Genomic DNA, 15332 nt, shown 5'->3' with positions numbered 1-15332 from the left:
CATCGAGGTGGGGTGGCGCAAGCAAGAAACCAAAAGTCAGCAGCCACGCTCAATAATTGCTGGCTTTTACCTTCTTCGTTTCGGCCAACTACAAGCGCAATAAGGCTGGCGGATTTCTCCGCCAGCCTCACCCTCTTTTTTCAAAGAAGATTATTTGATTTCAGCCTTAGCACCGGCTTCGGTCAGCTGTTTCAGGATGTCGTCGGCTTCAGCCTTCGCCACGCCTTCTTTCAGGGCTTTCGGAGCGCCGTCAACCAGGTCTTTGGCTTCTTTCAGGCCCAGACCGGTGATTGCGCGCACAACCTTGATCACGCCAACCTTGTTGTCGCCAGCGCCAGTCAGGATAACGTCAAACTCGGTTTTTTCTTCAGCGGCAGCAGCGCCGGCGCCAGCCGGGCCAGCAACAGCAACAGCAGCGGCGGAAACGCCGAACTTCTCTTCGAACGCCTTAACCAGGTCGTTCAGTTCCATCACGGTCAGACCAGCAACGGCCTCGAGGATGTCTTCTTTGGTGATTGCCATGTGAAAATCTCCTGAATTCTATAAGAATCAAATAAGTTAAGCGGCTTCGGCTTGCTTCTTGTCGGACAGGGCGGCCAGCGCGCGGGCGAAGCCAGCGACCGGAGCCTGCATAACGTAGAGAAGCTTGGACAGCAGTTCTTCGCGGCTCGGGATGGACGCGAGCTCAGCAACCTGAGCGGCGTTCAGCACCTGGCCATCGTAGGAACCTGCTTTGACGATGATTTTGTCGTCAGCCTTGGCATATTGATGCAGCACCTTGGCAGCAGCTACCGGGTCGGTGGAAACAGCGTAAACCAGCGGGCCGACCATTTGGTCAGCCAGACCGGCAAACGGAGTGCCTTCCACAGCACGGCGAACCAGCGTGTTCTTCAGAACGCGCAGGTATACGCCATTCTCGCGCGCCTGAGCGCGGAGTTTGGTCATGCTGCTTACCTCGATGCCCCGATATTCAGCGATAACGAGGGTCTGAGCGTCTGCCAGCGTGGCAGATACTTCAGCTACGACCGCCTTTTTATCTTCGATATTGAGACTCAAGGTCTACCTCCTAGACTGAAATGAAGCGAAAGGATTTTCGCTTCGCTTTGCAGCGGCGACCTACATCAGGAGACATCATAAAGAACTGGTGCTCATGGGCGGAATTGAACCGCCGACCTCTCCCTTACCAAGGGAGTGCTCTACCCCTGAGCTACATGAGCTTGAACTTTGTTCAGAAGCCTGTTTCGGGTACACCATCTGCGTAGGGTGCGGACTTCCATACCGGCAAATCTGCGATTAAGCCTTGCGGCGCCTACGGTCTTTGACAACCTGGCAAGCGAACTTGCCAGCCCAAAGCCTTGGCGAGGCGGCGAACCGCCCCGCCAAACTCAAACAGCGATTAAGCGCTGATCGAGTTGGTATCTACACGAGCGCCGACACCCATGGTGCTGGATACGGCGATCTTTTTCAGATACACGCCCTTGGAAGCTGCCGGCTTGGCTTTCACCAGGGCATCAACCAGAGCGGAGAAGTTTTCACGCAGGGCTTCGGCTTCGAAAGAAGCGCGGCCGATGGTGGCGTGAACGATACCGGCCTTGTCGGTACGGTACTGAACCTGACCGGCCTTGGCGTTTTTCACGGCCTCGGCTACGTTCGGGGTCACGGTACCCACCTTCGGGTTCGGCATCAGGCCGCGCGGGCCCAGGATCTGACCCAGCTGACCCACAACGCGCATGGCGTCCGGGGAGGCGATCACGATGTCGAAGTCCAGATTGCCGGCTTTAACCTGCTCGGCCAGATCGTCGAAACCAACGACTTCCGCGCCAGCGGCTTTAGCGGCTTCAGCGTTCGCGCCTTGAGCGAACACGGCAACGCGTACGGACTTGCCGGTACCGCGCGGCAGAACCACGGAACCACGGACCACTTGGTCGGATTTACGCGGATCCACGCCCAGATTCACGGCCACGTCGATGGACTCGTCGAATTTGGCGGTGGCGGCGGCTTTCACCAGGGAGATCGCTTCGTCGATAGCGTACAGCTTGTTGCGATCAACGCCAGCCTTCAGAGCTTGCAAGCGCTTGGAAACCTTAGCCATTACACGCCCTCCACTTCCAGACCCATCGAACGGGCGGAGCCGGCGATGGTGCGAACAGCGGCGTCCAGATCGGCAGCGGTCAGATCCGGCTGCTTGGTCTTGGCGATTTCTTCCAGCTGAGCGCGAGTCACTTTACCCACCTTGTCGGTATTGGCCTTGGCCGAACCGGACTTGATGCCAGCAGCCTTCTTCAGAAGGATGGTGGCCGGCGGGGTCTTCATCACGAAGGTGAAGGACTTGTCCGCGAATGCGGTAATCACTACGGGAATCGGCAGACCCGGCTCAACGCCTTGGGTCGCGGCGTTGAACGCCTTGCAGAATTCCATGATGTTCAGACCACGCTGACCCAGGGCCGGACCGATCGGCGGCGACGGGTTGGCTTTGCCAGCGGGCACTTGCAGCTTGATATAGCCGACAATTTTCTTTGCCACGATTAAACTCCTAGTTTGGGTATAGCGCGAGCGTCAACTCGCTTCCCGACGAAAGCGCAACAGTATACACGCTTAAAAAAAGCTTGCCAAGAGGCAGGCTTACAACTTCTCAACCTGACTGAATTCGAGCTCAACCGGGGTGTCGCGACCAAAAATCTGCACCGACACGCGCAGCTTGTTGCGCTCGTAGTTCACCTCGTCGACCGAACCGTTGAAGTCGTTGAACGGGCCGTCGATGACGCGCACCTTCTCGCCCACTTCGAACAGCACCTTCGGCTTCGGCTTTTCCACGCCCTCTTGCATCTGCTGCATGATGGCCTCGACTTCCTTCTTGGAAATCGGCGCCGGGCGGTTGGCGGTGCCGCCAACAAAACCGGTCACTTTCGGCGTGCTCTTGACCAGATGCCAGGTATCGTCGGTCATTTCCATCTCGACCAACACATAGCCCGGGAAAAACTTGCGCTCGGTAATGGAGCGACGGCCATTCTTGACGTCGACAACCTCTTCCACCGGCACCAGGATTTGACCAAATTGATCGGCGACATGAGAACGCTCGATGCGCTCGCGCAACGCCTTTTGCACGCTTTTTTCAAAGCCAGAATAAGCGTGAACCACATACCAGCGCATTGCCATTATTTACCTCGACCGAGAATCACATCATAAAACAACCAGGACAGACTGGAGTCCACCAACCACATGAACAAGGCCAGCACCAGCACGAAAACAAACACCATGCCGGTCATCTGCATCGCCTCTTTGCGAGTGGGCCACACCACCTTGCGAGCCTCAACCAGAGACTCGTTGGCGTAAGTGACGAAACTCTTGCCCGGCTGCGACAGCCAAACCGCCCCAACCGCCAGAATCACGCCAGCCACAAACGAAAGCGCGCGCAAAATACCCTGGTCCGCCGGAATCATGTAAAAGCCGACGATACCGGCCGCCACCAGCAAACCGGCCAGCGCCAGCTTGATTTTATCTTGCATTTCCATGTCGATATCTTCTCTTGCGCGTATGCGACAAAAGACCAACCGGCGCACAAGCGCCGGCTGGTCTTAATTGGCAGGCCAGGAGGGTCTCGAACCCCCAACCCTCGGTTTTGGAGACCGATACTCTACCAATTGAGCTACTGGCCTTTAAACCTGATTAAGCGATGATCTTAGCTACCACACCGGCGCCGACGGTACGACCGCCTTCGCGGATGGCGAAACGCAGACCATCTTCCATGGCGATCGGAGCGATCAGCTCAACCGTGATCTCCACGTTGTCGCCCGGCATTACCATTTCCACGCCTTCCGACAGGGTAACGGCGCCCGTTACGTCGGTGGTGCGGAAGTAGAACTGCGGACGGTAGTTCGCGAAGAACGGGGTGTGACGGCCACCTTCGTCTTTGCTCAGTACGTATACCGAAGCCTGGAACTTGGTGTGCGGGGTGATGGAACCCGGCTTGGCCAGTACCTGACCACGCTCAACGTCTTCACGCTTGGTGCCGCGCAGCAGCACGCCCACGTTGTCGCCGGCTTGACCTTGGTCCAGCAGCTTGCGGAACATTTCCACGCCAGTGCAAGTGGTCTTCGCGGTAGCCTTCAGGCCCACGATTTCCAGCTCTTCGCCGACTTTAACAATGCCGCGCTCTACGCGACCGGTTACCACGGTGCCGCGACCGGAGATCGAGAACACGTCTTCGATCGGCAGCAGGAACGGCTTGTCGATGGCGCGCTCCGGAGTCGGGATGTAGGAATCCAGAGCAGCAGCCAGCTTGCGCCAAAGGCGACGCCAGCGCGGCTGAAGCCCTGATCGCCGAAGCCGCGCCGAGCGCCGCCGCCGGCCTGAATCAGGCGGTTCAGGAAGCCGTGACCAAAGCCGCAGCCCAGGTTGGCGCCAATATCCAGACCAGCGTGAAGGCCGGCGAAGTCACCCTGAGCGGCACCGCGCCCAGTGAAGAAGCGCTGCGCCGCGTGGCCGAAGAAGCCTCCCGCGTGCCGGGCGTGACCGCGGTTCGCACCAACGTCACCCTCAAAGCCGCAGGCTAAACCCCTCTAGTTCGTCGGCACGCTGCCCGTCTGGCTCGCTTGCCCTGAGTACAGCAGCGCCGACCCTCGCTTTACCCGGAGTCGTCCCAAGGAACGCACGCAAGTGTGCCCGCCTCCATTCGCCGCCCTTCTGGGTGGCCTTTTTTATTCGCGGGCGCTATCGTTTTCCGCCAGCCCACACCGCTGCAGCGGCTTCGTCCCTGCTCATATAGCGGTTGATCAGACGCAGCATGGTGTCGTCGCGGTTCATGCCGTCAACCAACTGGCGCCAGGCTCTGGCTTCGCTGTCGGGGAAAGCGCGCTTGGTCAACACCAGGCTGCGCGGGCTGGGCGCGTCGTCCTTCTCCCAGTCCGCCACTTTCACTCTGTCTTCCAAACCGTGTTGTCTGATTTTCTGCCGATACACCATGGGCGTGGAGAAAATGCCCGCAACGCGGCGCTGGTCCAGCATGCGGAACAGGACATCCTCCTCCGCCACTTCCACCAAACGGCGCTGCACGCCCAATTGCAAGACCAAGGGATCGAAATAACGGCTGGTGCTGTAACTCCGCACGATGGCCCAGCGGCTGGATGGAGCATCCTGGATGAAGGACTCCATCGAGCGGATGGAGTCGGGCACGTCTATCGATAAAATCGCATACTGACGCAGCTGGATATAGTTGAAAAACCAATAGATTTTGCTGCGTTCCGGAGTCTCGATCACGGAACCGGTCATATCCAGCGAGCCGGCTTCCAGTTCCTGCCAGATGCGAGCCCGCGGCATCACCACGAACTCGAACTCGCAACCGCTGCGCCGCCGCAATTCCTCCGCCACGTCTCGATCCAAGCCGCGGCCGGCGCTGTAGAACTGGCCGATCTCGTAAAAAGCGAAACGGATCGGCCGCTGCGGACACGACACGCCGCCATGAGCGCCGCCGGCCCAGCAGGCCGCCAGCAACAGACATGCTCGCGCCAGTCCTGTTTTCACGGTGGGTACGCCTCCCGGCCATGCCGGATTCATCGCCATGCCCAGCGCACGGCACTCCCCACTATAGGCAAAGCGCCGCCGGCTTTAAGAGCCGGCTCGCGTTTTCAGAACTTCATCAGGCTCTTCAGGGCGAGACGCACGCCCTCGCTCACCGTCACCTCGGCCGGCAGGCCCTTGGTGGCGGCCGCGGCCTCCTTCTCGTTGTAACCCAAGGCCAGCAAGGCGTTGACGATGTCGCCCTTCTCATCCGGCGTGGCGGCGAAAGCCAGGCCCCCCGGCGCGGTCAGCGTGCTGCCGGTGGCCAATTTGCCGCGCAGCTCCAGCACCAGGCGCTCGGCGGTCTTCTTGCCTATGCCCGGCACCGCGGACAAGCGCTTGATGTCTTCGCTGGCCACCGCCACCGCCAGTTCATCGGTGGTCATGCCGGACAGGATGGCCAGGGCGATCTTGGCGCCGATGCCGGTCACCTTGACCAGTTGCCGGAAGGTCTGTCTATCCTCCTTGCTGGCGAAGCCGAACAGCAGATGGGCGTCTTCTCGCACCACCAGATGGGTGAACAGCGTGGTTTTCTGACCCAAGGCCGGTAATTGATAAAAAGTGGTCATCGGCACATCGACTTCATAGCCGACCCCGTTGACGTCCAACACCACTTGCGGGGGCAGTTTTTCGATGAGATTGCCGCTCAGGCGTCCAATCATGTTCCGGTTCTTTCTTCAAGCGATTACAGGCGCGTCGGCTAGACCAGCCGGCCGCCGCGAATTTTCAGGCCGCTCTGCGCCAGCTGGCCCAAGGCGCCGGCGCTGAGATTGGCGTGCGCCAAGGCCACCGCCAGCGCGTCGGCGGCGTCGGCCTGGGGCGTGCCGGACAAATTAAGCATCCGCACCACCATGTGCTGCACCTGCTCCTTGGCGGCCTTGCCGTGACCGGCGACGGACTGCTTGACCTGCAGCGCGGTGTATTCCGCCACCGGCAGGTCCCGCAACACCAGCGCGCTGATGCAGGCGCCGCGCGCCTGACCCAGCATCAGCGTGGCCGCCGGATTGACGTTGACGAACACTTGCTCGATCGCCGCCGCCTGTGGTTGGTAGGTATCGATCACGCCGAACAGGCCGTCGACGATCACGCGGATGCGATCGCTCAAAGGCGCGCCCGGCGGCGTGCGGATGCAGCCGGAGGCCACGTAATGGCGTTGCTGGCCGACCAGGTCGATCACCCCGAAGCCGGTGATGCGGCTGCCGGGGTCGATGCCGAGGATGCGGCGCGCGCCGGGAAAAAGCTGAGCCGACATCGCCTCAGCCCGGGACGGCGCGCAATTGCGCATCCAACTGCCACAATTGCTGCGGCGTGCCCACATTGTGCCAGACGCCGTTGAAATACTCGCCGCTGGCCCGTCCGGCCGCGATCGCGGCGTCGTAAAACGGACGCATCGGCGCGAAGCGGCCTGCGGAAAGGCCGGCGAACATGCGGGTATCGTAAAGGCCGATGCTGGAGAAGGTCAGCTTGCGCTCGCCGTCGGCGCGCAGGCCGCCGTCCGGCTCCAAGGCGAAATCCCCGCCCGCGTGAAAAGCCGGATTGTCTGTCATCACCAGGTGCATGCCCGGTTCCTCAAGGCCCTCCAGCGCGTCCAGCCGCGGCAGCAGGCTTGCGTAGTCGTAATCGGTATAAATGTCCGCCGCCACGCACAGAAAAGCGCGCTCCCGCCCCGCCCGCAAACTGGGCAAGGCCTTGGCGATGCCGCCTGCGGTTTCCAAGGGCTCGCCCTCGGCGGAATAGGCGATGCGCGCGCCAAAGCGGCCGCCGTCTCCCAGCACCTGTTCTATCTGCGCGCCCAGCCAGGCGTGATTGATCACGATGTCGGCGAAACCGGCCGCCACCAAGCGCTCGATCTGCCAGACGATCAGGGGCTTGCCGCCCACCTCCAGCAAGGGCTTGGGCGCATGGTCGGTCAGCGGCCGCATCCGCTCGCCGCGGCCGGCCGCCAAAATCATGGCTATCGGCATGCTCATCCCTTGTAGCTCAAGGCCGGGTAGGTCGATTGCAGCTCGTCATCGGTCTGGTCCTTGCCCACCAACTGCAGCAACAGCTGATAGAGCGGCGCCAGTTCCTGGTAACGGCGGGTGGTCCGTTTCAGATACTTGATGAAACGCGGAATCTCGGCGCGGTACTTGTCCTTGCCGTCGCGATGGAACAGACGCGCGAAGATGCCGGTCACTTTCAGGTGGCGCTGCACGCCCATCCATTCGAAATCACGGTAGAAGACGTCGAATTCGGCCGGCACCGGCAGGCCGGCGGCGCGCGCCTTTTCCCAGTAGCGGATCGCGATATCGAGCACGAAGGGCTCGTCCCACTCGATGAAAGCGTCGCGCAGCAGGCTGACGATGTCGTAGCTGACCGGACCGTACACCGCATCCTGAAAATCCAACACCCCGGGCTTGCCCGGCGTCAGCATCAGATTACGCACGATGAAATCCCTGTGCACGAACACCTTGGACTGGGCCAGCAACACCGGCAGCAAGGCCTTGACCCCGGCGTCCCACAGCTGGCGTTGCGCGAAATCCAGCGGCCGGCCCAATTCCTTGGCGCAGAACCACTCCGGAAACAGGTTCAACTCGCGCGTCAGCAGCGCTTCGTCGTATTCCGGCAACACTCCCGGCTGACTGGCGGACTGGATCTCCACCAGGGTGTCCAGCGCCTCCAGCAATAGATGGCGCCGCACCTGTTCGCGCCCATCATGCTCCAAGGCGGCCAGATAGGTGACCCGGCCCAGGTCCTCCAGCAGCAGCAGACCCTGCTCTCTATCCCGCGCCAGCAGCTTGGGAACATTGACCATGGCGAAAACGTCGCGCACTTGCACATAGGCGTCGGTGCTCATTTTTTCCGGCGGCGCATCCATCACGATGCAACTCGCGCCGTCCGGCCAGGTCGCACGGAAGTAGCGCCGGAAGTCGGCATCCGCGGCAGCGAATTCAAGCCCGATGTCCTGTCCCGGGTACAAATCTGCCAGCCATTTTTTGATGAGTTCCTGTCTATGCATGTCGCTTCGTCTTGGTGCTGATAGAATTGGCTGATTTTATACTGCCCCGCCGCCCCTTAGATATGGCTTTGTGCATGCCCAGAATCAAACCCAATCCGCTGGCCCTGGCGCTGGCGGCCGCGTTCTCACTACAGCCGGCGCTGGCGCTGGCCGATGAAGACGCCCCTATCGCCCTGCCCACCCCGCCCAAGGCCGAAGGCCAGACCCACGTCACCGCCGACGATATGGACGGCGAGATGAATGTGGAGCTGAAAGCCCGCGGCAATGTGGTGGTCACCCGCGACGACCAGAAACTGGAGTCCGACTGGCTGGACTATTACCAGAACAAGGACCGGGTCAAGGCCGGCGACCGCTTCAAGATGACGCGCGGCGTCGACGTGGTCACCGGCACCACGCTGGATTACAACGTCGCCAACTACAGCGGCACCGGCATGAACCCGGTGTTCGCCATGGGCAAGCCGGCGCCCGCCGCCAAGGGCGCGCCGGCCGCCACCCGTCCGATGAGCACGGTGCCGATGCGCGGCGACGGCCAGCAAGTGGATTTCCGCGGCCAGAACGAGTACCGGGTCTACAACAGCCGCATCAATAGCTGCGAACCCGGCGACGACTCCTGGTATCTGAACTCCTCGCTGCTGGACCTCGACTACAACAACGGCGTCGGCACCGCCCGCAACGCGCGGCTGAATTTCTACGGCGTGCCCATCCTGTACACACCGTGGATGGACTTCCCGCTCAACGGCAACCGCAAGAGCGGTTTCCTGCCGCCCACCTTCAAGACCGGCAGCAACGGCACTGAAGTCGCGCTGCCCTATTACTGGAATATCGCGCCCAACTACGACGCGACCATCACCCCGCATTTCAACGACAAGCACGGCACCATGCTAGGTGCGGAATTCCGCTATCTGCAGCCCAATTACGCCGGCTCGATCTACACCGAACAATTGCCCAAGGACAAGGTCACCGACAAGAATCGCTACGCCTGGTATGCGACCCATGGCCAGACGCTGGCACCGGGCCTGACTTTCGGCTACAACGCCAACTACGTCTCTGACCCCAACTATTTCAAGGATTTCGGCGACCGTCTCAGCATCGCCACCAACGTCAACCTGGTGCGCGAGGCCTGGCTCAGCTACGGCTTCGGCTGGCAGGGCGGCTCGGCCAACGCCACCTTGCGCGCTCAGCGCTACCAGACCCTGCTGGCAAACCCCTCACCAGGGGACATACCCTATGCGCGGCTACCGCAGCTGACGTTCAGCGCCAGCCAGCAATTGCCGCAGGGCTTCAGCGCCAATCTGCAAAGCGAGCTGACCCGCTTCTCCCATCCGACTCTGCAAACCGGCGACCGCCTGGTCGCCTATCCCAGCCTGACGTGGAGCCTGGACAAAAGCTGGGGCTTTCTGCGTCCCAAGCTTGGCCTGCACCTGACCGAATATAATCTGGACGCGCTGCCCGGCCAGCAAAGCCGCTCGGTGTCGCGCAGCCTGCCCATTTTCAGCACCGACGCCGGCCTCTATTTCGACCGCGATACCGAGTTTCTGGGCCAGGACCATCTGCTGACGCTGGAGCCGCGTCTGTTCTACGTCAATATCCCGACTCGCAGCCAGAACAATCTGCCCAACTTCGACACCTCGGAAAACGATTTCAATTTTGCGCAATTGTTCACCGAAAACCGCTTCTCCGGCTCGGACCGCATCAACGGCGCCAATCAGCTGACCACGGCGCTGACCAGCCGCCTGATCAGCCAGCAAAACGGCCTGGAACGAATCCGGCTGACCGTGGGCAAGCGCTATTATTTCAATCAGGACGACATCTCCCTGACCGGCGTGCCGCAACAACGCACCGTCAGCGGCTCCAATCTGCTGCTGGGCGCCAGCGGCGATCTGGCCCAGGGATGGCGCTTGGACAGCTCCTATGAGTGGAACGAGGCGCTGAAAACCACCGAACGCTACAATGCCCAGCTGCGCTACAACCCGGCGCCCGGCAAGGTGCTCAGCGCCCGTTACCGCTACGGTCGCTACGAACAGCAGGACAACTCATCAAAGTACGGCCCCTTGCGCCAGGTCGACATCGGCGCCCAATGGCCTATCGCCAAGAAATGGTACGCGCTGGGCCGCTACAACTATTCGCTGGCCGACCGCAAGCCGCTGGAACAACTGGCCGGATTCGAGTACAACGACGGTTGCTGGTCGGCGCGCCTGGTCGGTCAGCGCTATGTCAGCGACCTGACCACCACCAAGAACGCCATTTATTTCCAGCTGGAATTCAAGGGCCTTGGCGGCTTCGGCAACAATCCGCTCAACACGCTGAAGCTGGCGATTCCCGGCTATAGCAAGACTAACGATTTATAAGCGATGATCATGAAACAGACTCTGCTCGCCCTGCTGCTGGCCGGCGCCCTGCAAGGCGCCGTCGCCGCTCCCGCCGCCCCGGTCAAAGAAGTGGACCGCATCGTCGCGGTGGTCAACAAGAACGTGATCACCTGGCTGGATCTGCAATCACGCGTCGACGAAGCCATCAAACAGCTGCAAGCGCAGAAAGTGACGCCGCCGGCGCGCGCCGTGCTGGAAAAACAGATGCTGGAACAGATGATCACCGAGGAGGTTCAGCTGCAGTACGCCGCCAGCGGCGGCCTGCGCATCGACGACGCCGCGGTGGATCAGGCGGTGGCCAATCTGGCCAAGCAGAACAAGATGGACGTGGCCGGCCTGAAAGCCCAGCTGGCCAAGGAAGGCCTGGCCTTCGACAAGCTGCGCGCCGAAGTGCGCAAGGAACTGACCATCGCGCGCCTGCGCGACAGCGAAGTCGCCGCCAAGGTCAACGTCAACGAGACCGAAGTCGATCAGGTGCTGAAAAGCGCGCAGAGCGGCAACCGCGCCGAATACCACCTGGCCAGCATCCTGATCAACGTGCCGGAACGCGCCGACGCCAAGCAGATCGACACGCTGTCGAAGAAGGCCGAGAAAGCGCTGACGGAGCTGGAGGCCGGCCAAGCCTTCGCCAAGGTATCGGCCAGCTACTCCGACGCCCCCAATGCGCTGAAAGGCGGCGACATGGGCTGGCGCAGCGCGGTATCGCTGCCGGTTGAGTTCGTGCAGATGCTGGAACAGCTGAAAACCGGCCAGCACACCAATGTGATCCGCACCCAGCAAGGCTTCTTCATCTTCCAATTGCAGGACAAACGCGACAGCGGCGCGCCGATGATGGTGGAGCAATACCATGTGCGCCACATTCTGATCCGCACCAACGAGGCGGTGTCGGCCAACGACGCCAAAACCCGCATCGAACAGGTGCGCGACCGCATCCAGCGCGGCGCCAAGTTCGCCGACATGGCCAAGCTCTACTCCGAAGACGGCAGCAACGCCAAGGGCGGCGATCTGGGCTGGGTCAATCTGGGCGATCTGGTGCCGGATTTTGAGAGCGCGATGACGCAACTGCCTATCGGCCAATTGTCGCCGGCGGTGCGCACGCCCTTCGGCTGGCATTTGATCCTGGTGGAAGGCAAGCGCAATCAAGACGTGTCCGGCGACCGCGAGCGGCTGGCGGTCAAACAACAGATCCGCTCCCGCAAGATCGAACAGGCGTACGCCGACTGGGTGCGCCAGCTGCGCGACTCCGCCTTCGTCGAAGAACGGCTGGACGAGAAGTAAGATGAGCCTCCCCGTATTGGCCGTCACCACCGGAGAGCCGGCCGGCGTGGGGCCGGATCTGGCGCTGCGGCTGACGGAGGCCGGCGTCGGCGCGCGCTGCGTGCTGATCGGCGACAAGACCTTGCTGGCCGCGCGCGCGCGGCAGCTGGGCCTCTCGCTCGCGCTGCGCGATTACGCGCCGGATACGCCCGCGCCGGCGCAGGGACTGGAAGTTTGCCATGTGCCGCTGGCGGTTCCGGCCGCTCCCGGCCGGCTGGACCCGGCCAACGCCGGCTATGTGCTGGCGACGCTGGACCGCGCCATCGACGGCTGCCTTAGCGGCGAGTTCGCCGCCATGGTGACCGCGCCGGTGCACAAGGGCGTCATCAACGACGGCGGCGTCGCCTTCTCCGGCCACACCGAATACCTGGCCGAACGCACGCACACGCCCAAGGTGGTGATGATGTTGGCCGGCGGCGGCATGCGCGTGGCGCTGGCCACCACCCATCTGCCGCTGCGGGACGTCGCCGACGCCATCACCGCGGACAGCCTGGAGCAGGTCATCCGCATCCTGCACGGGGATCTGCGCGCCAAGTTCGGCATCGCCGCGCCGCGCGTGCTGGTGGCGGGCCTGAATCCGCACGCGGGCGAAGGCGGCCATCTGGGGCGCGAGGAAATCGAGGTCATCGAACCGCTGCTGGCGCGGCTGCGCGGCGAGGGCATGGACCTAATCGGCCCCTTGCCGGCCGACACCCTGTTCAACCCCGACAAGCTGCGGCGCTGCGACGCGGTGCTGGCGATGTATCACGATCAAGGCTTGCCGGTGCTCAAGCACGCCAGCTTCGGCGCCGGCATCAACATCACCCTGGGCCTGCCCATCGTCCGTACCTCGGTCGACCACGGCACCGCGCTGGATCTGGCCGGCAGCGGTCAGGCCCACCCGGGCAGTCTGTTCGAGGCCGTGCAGCTGGCGGCGCAACTGGCCGCCTCCGCCGCGAACTGACTCAGCGGACGATCACCTCGTCCGGCAACTCGTTGACGCTGGGCCCGCCTCGGAGCGGCGCATGCTCGATCAACAAAGCGTGTATCCGCCACAAGCCGGCCTCCAGGCCGGCCACTTGCTTGCCTTCCGCCATCGCGCGTCCGACTTCGGCGCAAATCTCCTCCCAGGCCCGCGACGGCACCCGCCGGTCTATGCCGCGATCGGCGACGATTTCAATGCGGCGCTCCGCCAGCAACACATACACCAGCACACCGGTGTTCTCCTCGGTGTCCCATACCCTCAGCAGACCGAACCACTCCAGCGCCCGTTCTCGAGCGCTCATGCCGCGCCAGGCGTCGCGCCAATCCAGCGCCGACTCCACCACAAAGCGCAGCTGACCGGCGTGTTCGCGTTCCGAAGCCGCGATGCCTTGCTGCAAACGCGCCAGTTCCGCGGCGGGAAAACGCCGTCGCGCCAAATAGCCGGTGCTGGCCAGATGACGCAGCGCTCTATGCCATGATTTCCACATCACCAATCTCCCGAAGCGCCGCCGCCGCCAAATCCCCCGCCGCCGCCGGACCAGCCGCCTCCGCGGCCGCCGCTGCTTCCGCCGCGCCAACTCCCGCCGCCTCCGCCGCCGAACGACAAGCCGTGGGCGCCGATCACCAGGCACAGAAGCGCCGCCACCGCCCCGGCCAGCAAGGCGAACAAGACGCCTCCGCCCAGCAGCAAGGCCGCGGCGACGCCCAGGCCGCCCATGATGAGGCTGCCGATCAAGCGTCCGAACAGGCGGCTGACGACGCCGGCGCCGAACAAGACCGCGAACGCCAGCGCCGGCCAACTGTCTTCCCAGCCCTGCTGCTGAATCCGCGTCGGCGGGGGCAGCTTTTCGCCGTCGATCAGGCCTTCCAGCTGCGACGCCGCCGCTTGAATGCCCTGAAAGCGCAAACCCTGCTTGAACAGAGGCCTCAGCGTGTCCTGCAGAATGCGCTTGGCGTAGATGTCGGGAATCGCGCCCTCCAGGCCGCGGCCCACCAACAACTGGGTCTTGTGCTGATCCGCCACGATCAGCAACAGCACGCCGTCGTCCACCCCCTTGCGCCCCAGCTTCCAGGCGTCCATCACCCGGGTGCCGTAGTCAAAAGGCGTTTCCGGCCCCACCGACGGCACGATCAAGACCGCCAGCTGACTGCCTTTGCGCTGATGAAAGCTCAGCAATTGCCGTTCCAATTGTCCGCGCTCGTCCGCCGATAAAAAACCGGCCAGATCCACCACCGGCGAACTGGGCGGCGGCACCGCCAGTTCCGCCCGCGCCATCTGCGCGCACAGCAGCAACGCGATGCCCAAGCAACGCCATAGCGCCCTCATCTTATTTGCTCGCCTCCGGCTCGCCGAAGCTGACCTGCGGCGCGGTGGAAATGGCCTTCTCGTTCTCCACGGTGAAATTCGGCCGGGTCTTCAGGCTGAACATCATCGCGGTCAGATTATTGGGAAAGGTCCGCACCGTGCTGTTGTACGCCTGCACCGAATCGATATAACGCTTGCGCGCCAAGGCGATGCGGTTCTCGGTGCCTTCCAGCTGCGCCTGCAGATCGCGGAAGGATTGATCCGCCTTCAACTGCGGATAGTTTTCCGACACCACCAGCAAGCGGGACAAGGCCGAGCCCAGCTGATTCTGCGCCGCGGCGAAATCATTGAGCTTTTTCTCGTCCGTCGCCATCGACGCATCCATCTGGATGCTGCCCACCCGCGCCCGCGCGGCGGTGACTTGGGTCAGCACCTCTTTTTCATGCTTGGCGTAGCCTTGCACCGTTTTGACCAGATTGGGAATCAGATCCGCGCGCCGCTGGTATTGATTGATCACCTCGGACCAGGCCGCGTTGGCCGCCTCGTCCTGAGTCTGCATCGCGTTGTAACCGCAGCCGCTCAGCGACGCCGCCAATAACAAAGCCATCACCCACTTCTTCCACATCATCCTGTTCTCCATTCCCGTCGTGGCCGCGCCATCCCGATCAGCGCAACGCGTTCGAGCTTCAGTTTACCCATAAAAAGCATAAAACCAGCAGTTTTCGCCCCGCCTATGGAATAGCGCGCACCATTCCCTCCCCTGCGCGGCCAGACCGGCAAGACCGGCGCGCTCCGCCCCCGGCCCGCCTTGCCCAACAATATA

Annotated in this window: 18 protein-coding genes, 2 tRNA genes and 1 pseudogene; 4 read left to right on the top strand and 17 right to left on the bottom strand. The window is 62.4% G+C overall.

Annotation, left to right across the window (positions count from 1 at the left end):
• Positions 1-150: 150 nt before the first annotated feature.
• From rplL to DB032_RS00955, 9 genes and pseudogenes are all read right to left on the bottom strand, one after another.
• Positions 151-522, bottom strand: coding sequence for a 50S ribosomal protein L7/L12 (rplL, locus tag DB032_RS00995; RefSeq protein WP_019102910.1), 372 nt, complete (start codon positions 520-522; stop codon positions 151-153).
• 36 nt (positions 523-558) lie between these two features.
• Positions 559-1056 (bottom strand): 50S ribosomal protein L10, encoded by a 498-nt coding sequence (gene rplJ / locus DB032_RS00990; RefSeq protein WP_107797906.1) that lies wholly within the window; start codon positions 1054-1056, stop codon positions 559-561.
• Positions 1057-1142: 86 nt separating this feature from the next.
• A tRNA-Thr gene (locus DB032_RS00985) sits at positions 1143-1217 on the bottom strand.
• 179 nt (positions 1218-1396) lie between these two features.
• Positions 1397-2092, bottom strand: a complete 696-nt coding sequence (gene rplA, locus DB032_RS00980; protein ID WP_048416069.1) for a 50S ribosomal protein L1 — start codon at positions 2090-2092, stop codon at positions 1397-1399.
• Positions 2092-2523 carry a 50S ribosomal protein L11 gene (rplK, locus tag DB032_RS00975; protein WP_048416070.1) on the bottom strand — a complete coding sequence of 144 codons (432 nt, stop codon included), beginning with the start codon at positions 2521-2523 and terminating at the stop codon, positions 2092-2094. Before rplK ends, rplA begins: the two co-directional genes overlap by 1 nt.
• Positions 2524-2622: 99 nt before the next feature.
• Complete coding sequence (gene nusG, locus DB032_RS00970; protein ID WP_048411720.1) at positions 2623-3156, bottom strand: transcription termination/antitermination protein NusG; 534 nt, start codon at positions 3154-3156, stop codon at positions 2623-2625.
• Positions 3156-3512 carry a preprotein translocase subunit SecE gene (secE, locus tag DB032_RS00965; RefSeq protein WP_107797905.1) on the bottom strand — a complete coding sequence of 119 codons (357 nt, stop codon included), beginning with the start codon at positions 3510-3512 and terminating at the stop codon, positions 3156-3158. Before secE ends, nusG begins: the two co-directional genes overlap by 1 nt.
• A gap of 68 nt (positions 3513-3580) precedes the next feature.
• Positions 3581-3656: transfer RNA gene (locus DB032_RS00960), tRNA-Trp, on the bottom strand.
• Positions 3657-3666: 10 nt separating this feature from the next.
• Positions 3667-4341 (bottom strand): annotated as a pseudogene (locus DB032_RS00955) (EF-Tu/IF-2/RF-3 family GTPase); the annotation flags it as partial.
• Between DB032_RS00955 and DB032_RS00950 the strand changes: the two are divergent.
• Positions 4314-4553, top strand: a complete 240-nt coding sequence (locus DB032_RS00950; protein WP_107797904.1) for a BON domain-containing protein — start codon at positions 4314-4316, stop codon at positions 4551-4553. The pseudogene DB032_RS00955 and the gene DB032_RS00950 sit on opposite strands and share 28 nt — an antisense overlap.
• Positions 4554-4710: 157 nt before the next feature.
• On the opposite strand, the gene DB032_RS00945 is transcribed toward DB032_RS00950, so the two are convergent.
• From DB032_RS00945 to amgK, 5 genes are all read right to left on the bottom strand, one after another.
• On the bottom strand, positions 4711-5520 hold the full coding sequence (locus DB032_RS00945; RefSeq protein WP_158274202.1) for an ABC transporter substrate-binding protein: 810 nt from the start codon (positions 5518-5520) through the stop codon (positions 4711-4713).
• A 104-nt stretch (positions 5521-5624) separates the two neighbouring features.
• The gene (gene ruvA / locus DB032_RS00940) at positions 5625-6218 is read right to left on the bottom strand and encodes a Holliday junction branch migration protein RuvA (protein WP_107797902.1); all 594 of its coding nucleotides are present in this window, start codon (positions 6216-6218) and stop codon (positions 5625-5627) included.
• Between the two features lie 38 nt (positions 6219-6256).
• A complete protein-coding gene (ruvC, locus tag DB032_RS00935; RefSeq protein WP_107797901.1) occupies positions 6257-6808 on the bottom strand; it encodes a crossover junction endodeoxyribonuclease RuvC in 552 nt (183 codons plus the stop codon).
• Between the two features lie 4 nt (positions 6809-6812).
• Entirely contained in the window at positions 6813-7520 is a 708-nt protein-coding gene (gene murU, locus DB032_RS00930) for an N-acetylmuramate alpha-1-phosphate uridylyltransferase MurU (protein WP_199225786.1), read from the bottom strand.
• A gap of 2 nt (positions 7521-7522) precedes the next feature.
• Positions 7523-8554: an N-acetylmuramate/N-acetylglucosamine kinase AmgK gene (gene amgK, locus DB032_RS00925; RefSeq protein WP_107797900.1), complete on the bottom strand. Its 1032-nt coding sequence runs from the start codon at positions 8552-8554 to the stop codon at positions 7523-7525.
• A gap of 74 nt (positions 8555-8628) precedes the next feature.
• Between amgK and DB032_RS00920 the strand changes: the two genes are divergently transcribed.
• Genes DB032_RS00920 through pdxA form a run of 3 tightly spaced genes read left to right on the top strand, consistent with a single transcriptional unit; the run spans position 8629 to position 13183 of the window.
• Positions 8629-10902 (top strand): LPS-assembly protein LptD, encoded by a 2274-nt coding sequence (locus DB032_RS00920; protein WP_107797899.1) that lies wholly within the window; start codon positions 8629-8631, stop codon positions 10900-10902.
• A gap of 9 nt (positions 10903-10911) precedes the next feature.
• Complete coding sequence (locus tag DB032_RS00915) at positions 10912-12201, top strand: peptidylprolyl isomerase (protein ID WP_199225785.1); 1290 nt, start codon at positions 10912-10914, stop codon at positions 12199-12201.
• Position 12202: 1 nt separating this feature from the next.
• On the top strand, positions 12203-13183 hold the full coding sequence (gene pdxA / locus DB032_RS00910) for a 4-hydroxythreonine-4-phosphate dehydrogenase PdxA (RefSeq protein WP_107797897.1): 981 nt from the start codon (positions 12203-12205) through the stop codon (positions 13181-13183).
• 1 nt (position 13184) lies between these two features.
• Here the strand turns inward: pdxA and DB032_RS00905 are convergent, their stop codons facing one another.
• The 3 genes from DB032_RS00905 to DB032_RS00895 are packed head-to-tail and all read right to left on the bottom strand — an operon-like array spanning position 13185 to position 15134.
• Positions 13185-13691 carry a TPM domain-containing protein gene (locus DB032_RS00905; RefSeq protein ID WP_107797896.1) on the bottom strand — a complete coding sequence of 169 codons (507 nt, stop codon included), beginning with the start codon at positions 13689-13691 and terminating at the stop codon, positions 13185-13187.
• On the bottom strand, positions 13691-14530 hold the full coding sequence (locus DB032_RS24785; protein WP_107797895.1) for a YgcG family protein: 840 nt from the start codon (positions 14528-14530) through the stop codon (positions 13691-13693). Before DB032_RS24785 ends, DB032_RS00905 begins: the two co-directional genes overlap by 1 nt.
• Before the next feature lies 1 nt (position 14531).
• Positions 14532-15134 carry a LemA family protein gene (locus DB032_RS00895; RefSeq protein WP_199225985.1) on the bottom strand — a complete coding sequence of 201 codons (603 nt, stop codon included), beginning with the start codon at positions 15132-15134 and terminating at the stop codon, positions 14532-14534.
• Positions 15135-15332: the final 198 nt, after the last annotated feature.

It is taken from the genome of Chromobacterium sp. Panama (genome assembly GCF_003052555.1).
Lineage (GTDB): Bacteria > Pseudomonadota > Gammaproteobacteria > Burkholderiales > Chromobacteriaceae > Chromobacterium.
This window is presented reverse-complemented; position numbering and strand designations above follow the sequence as displayed.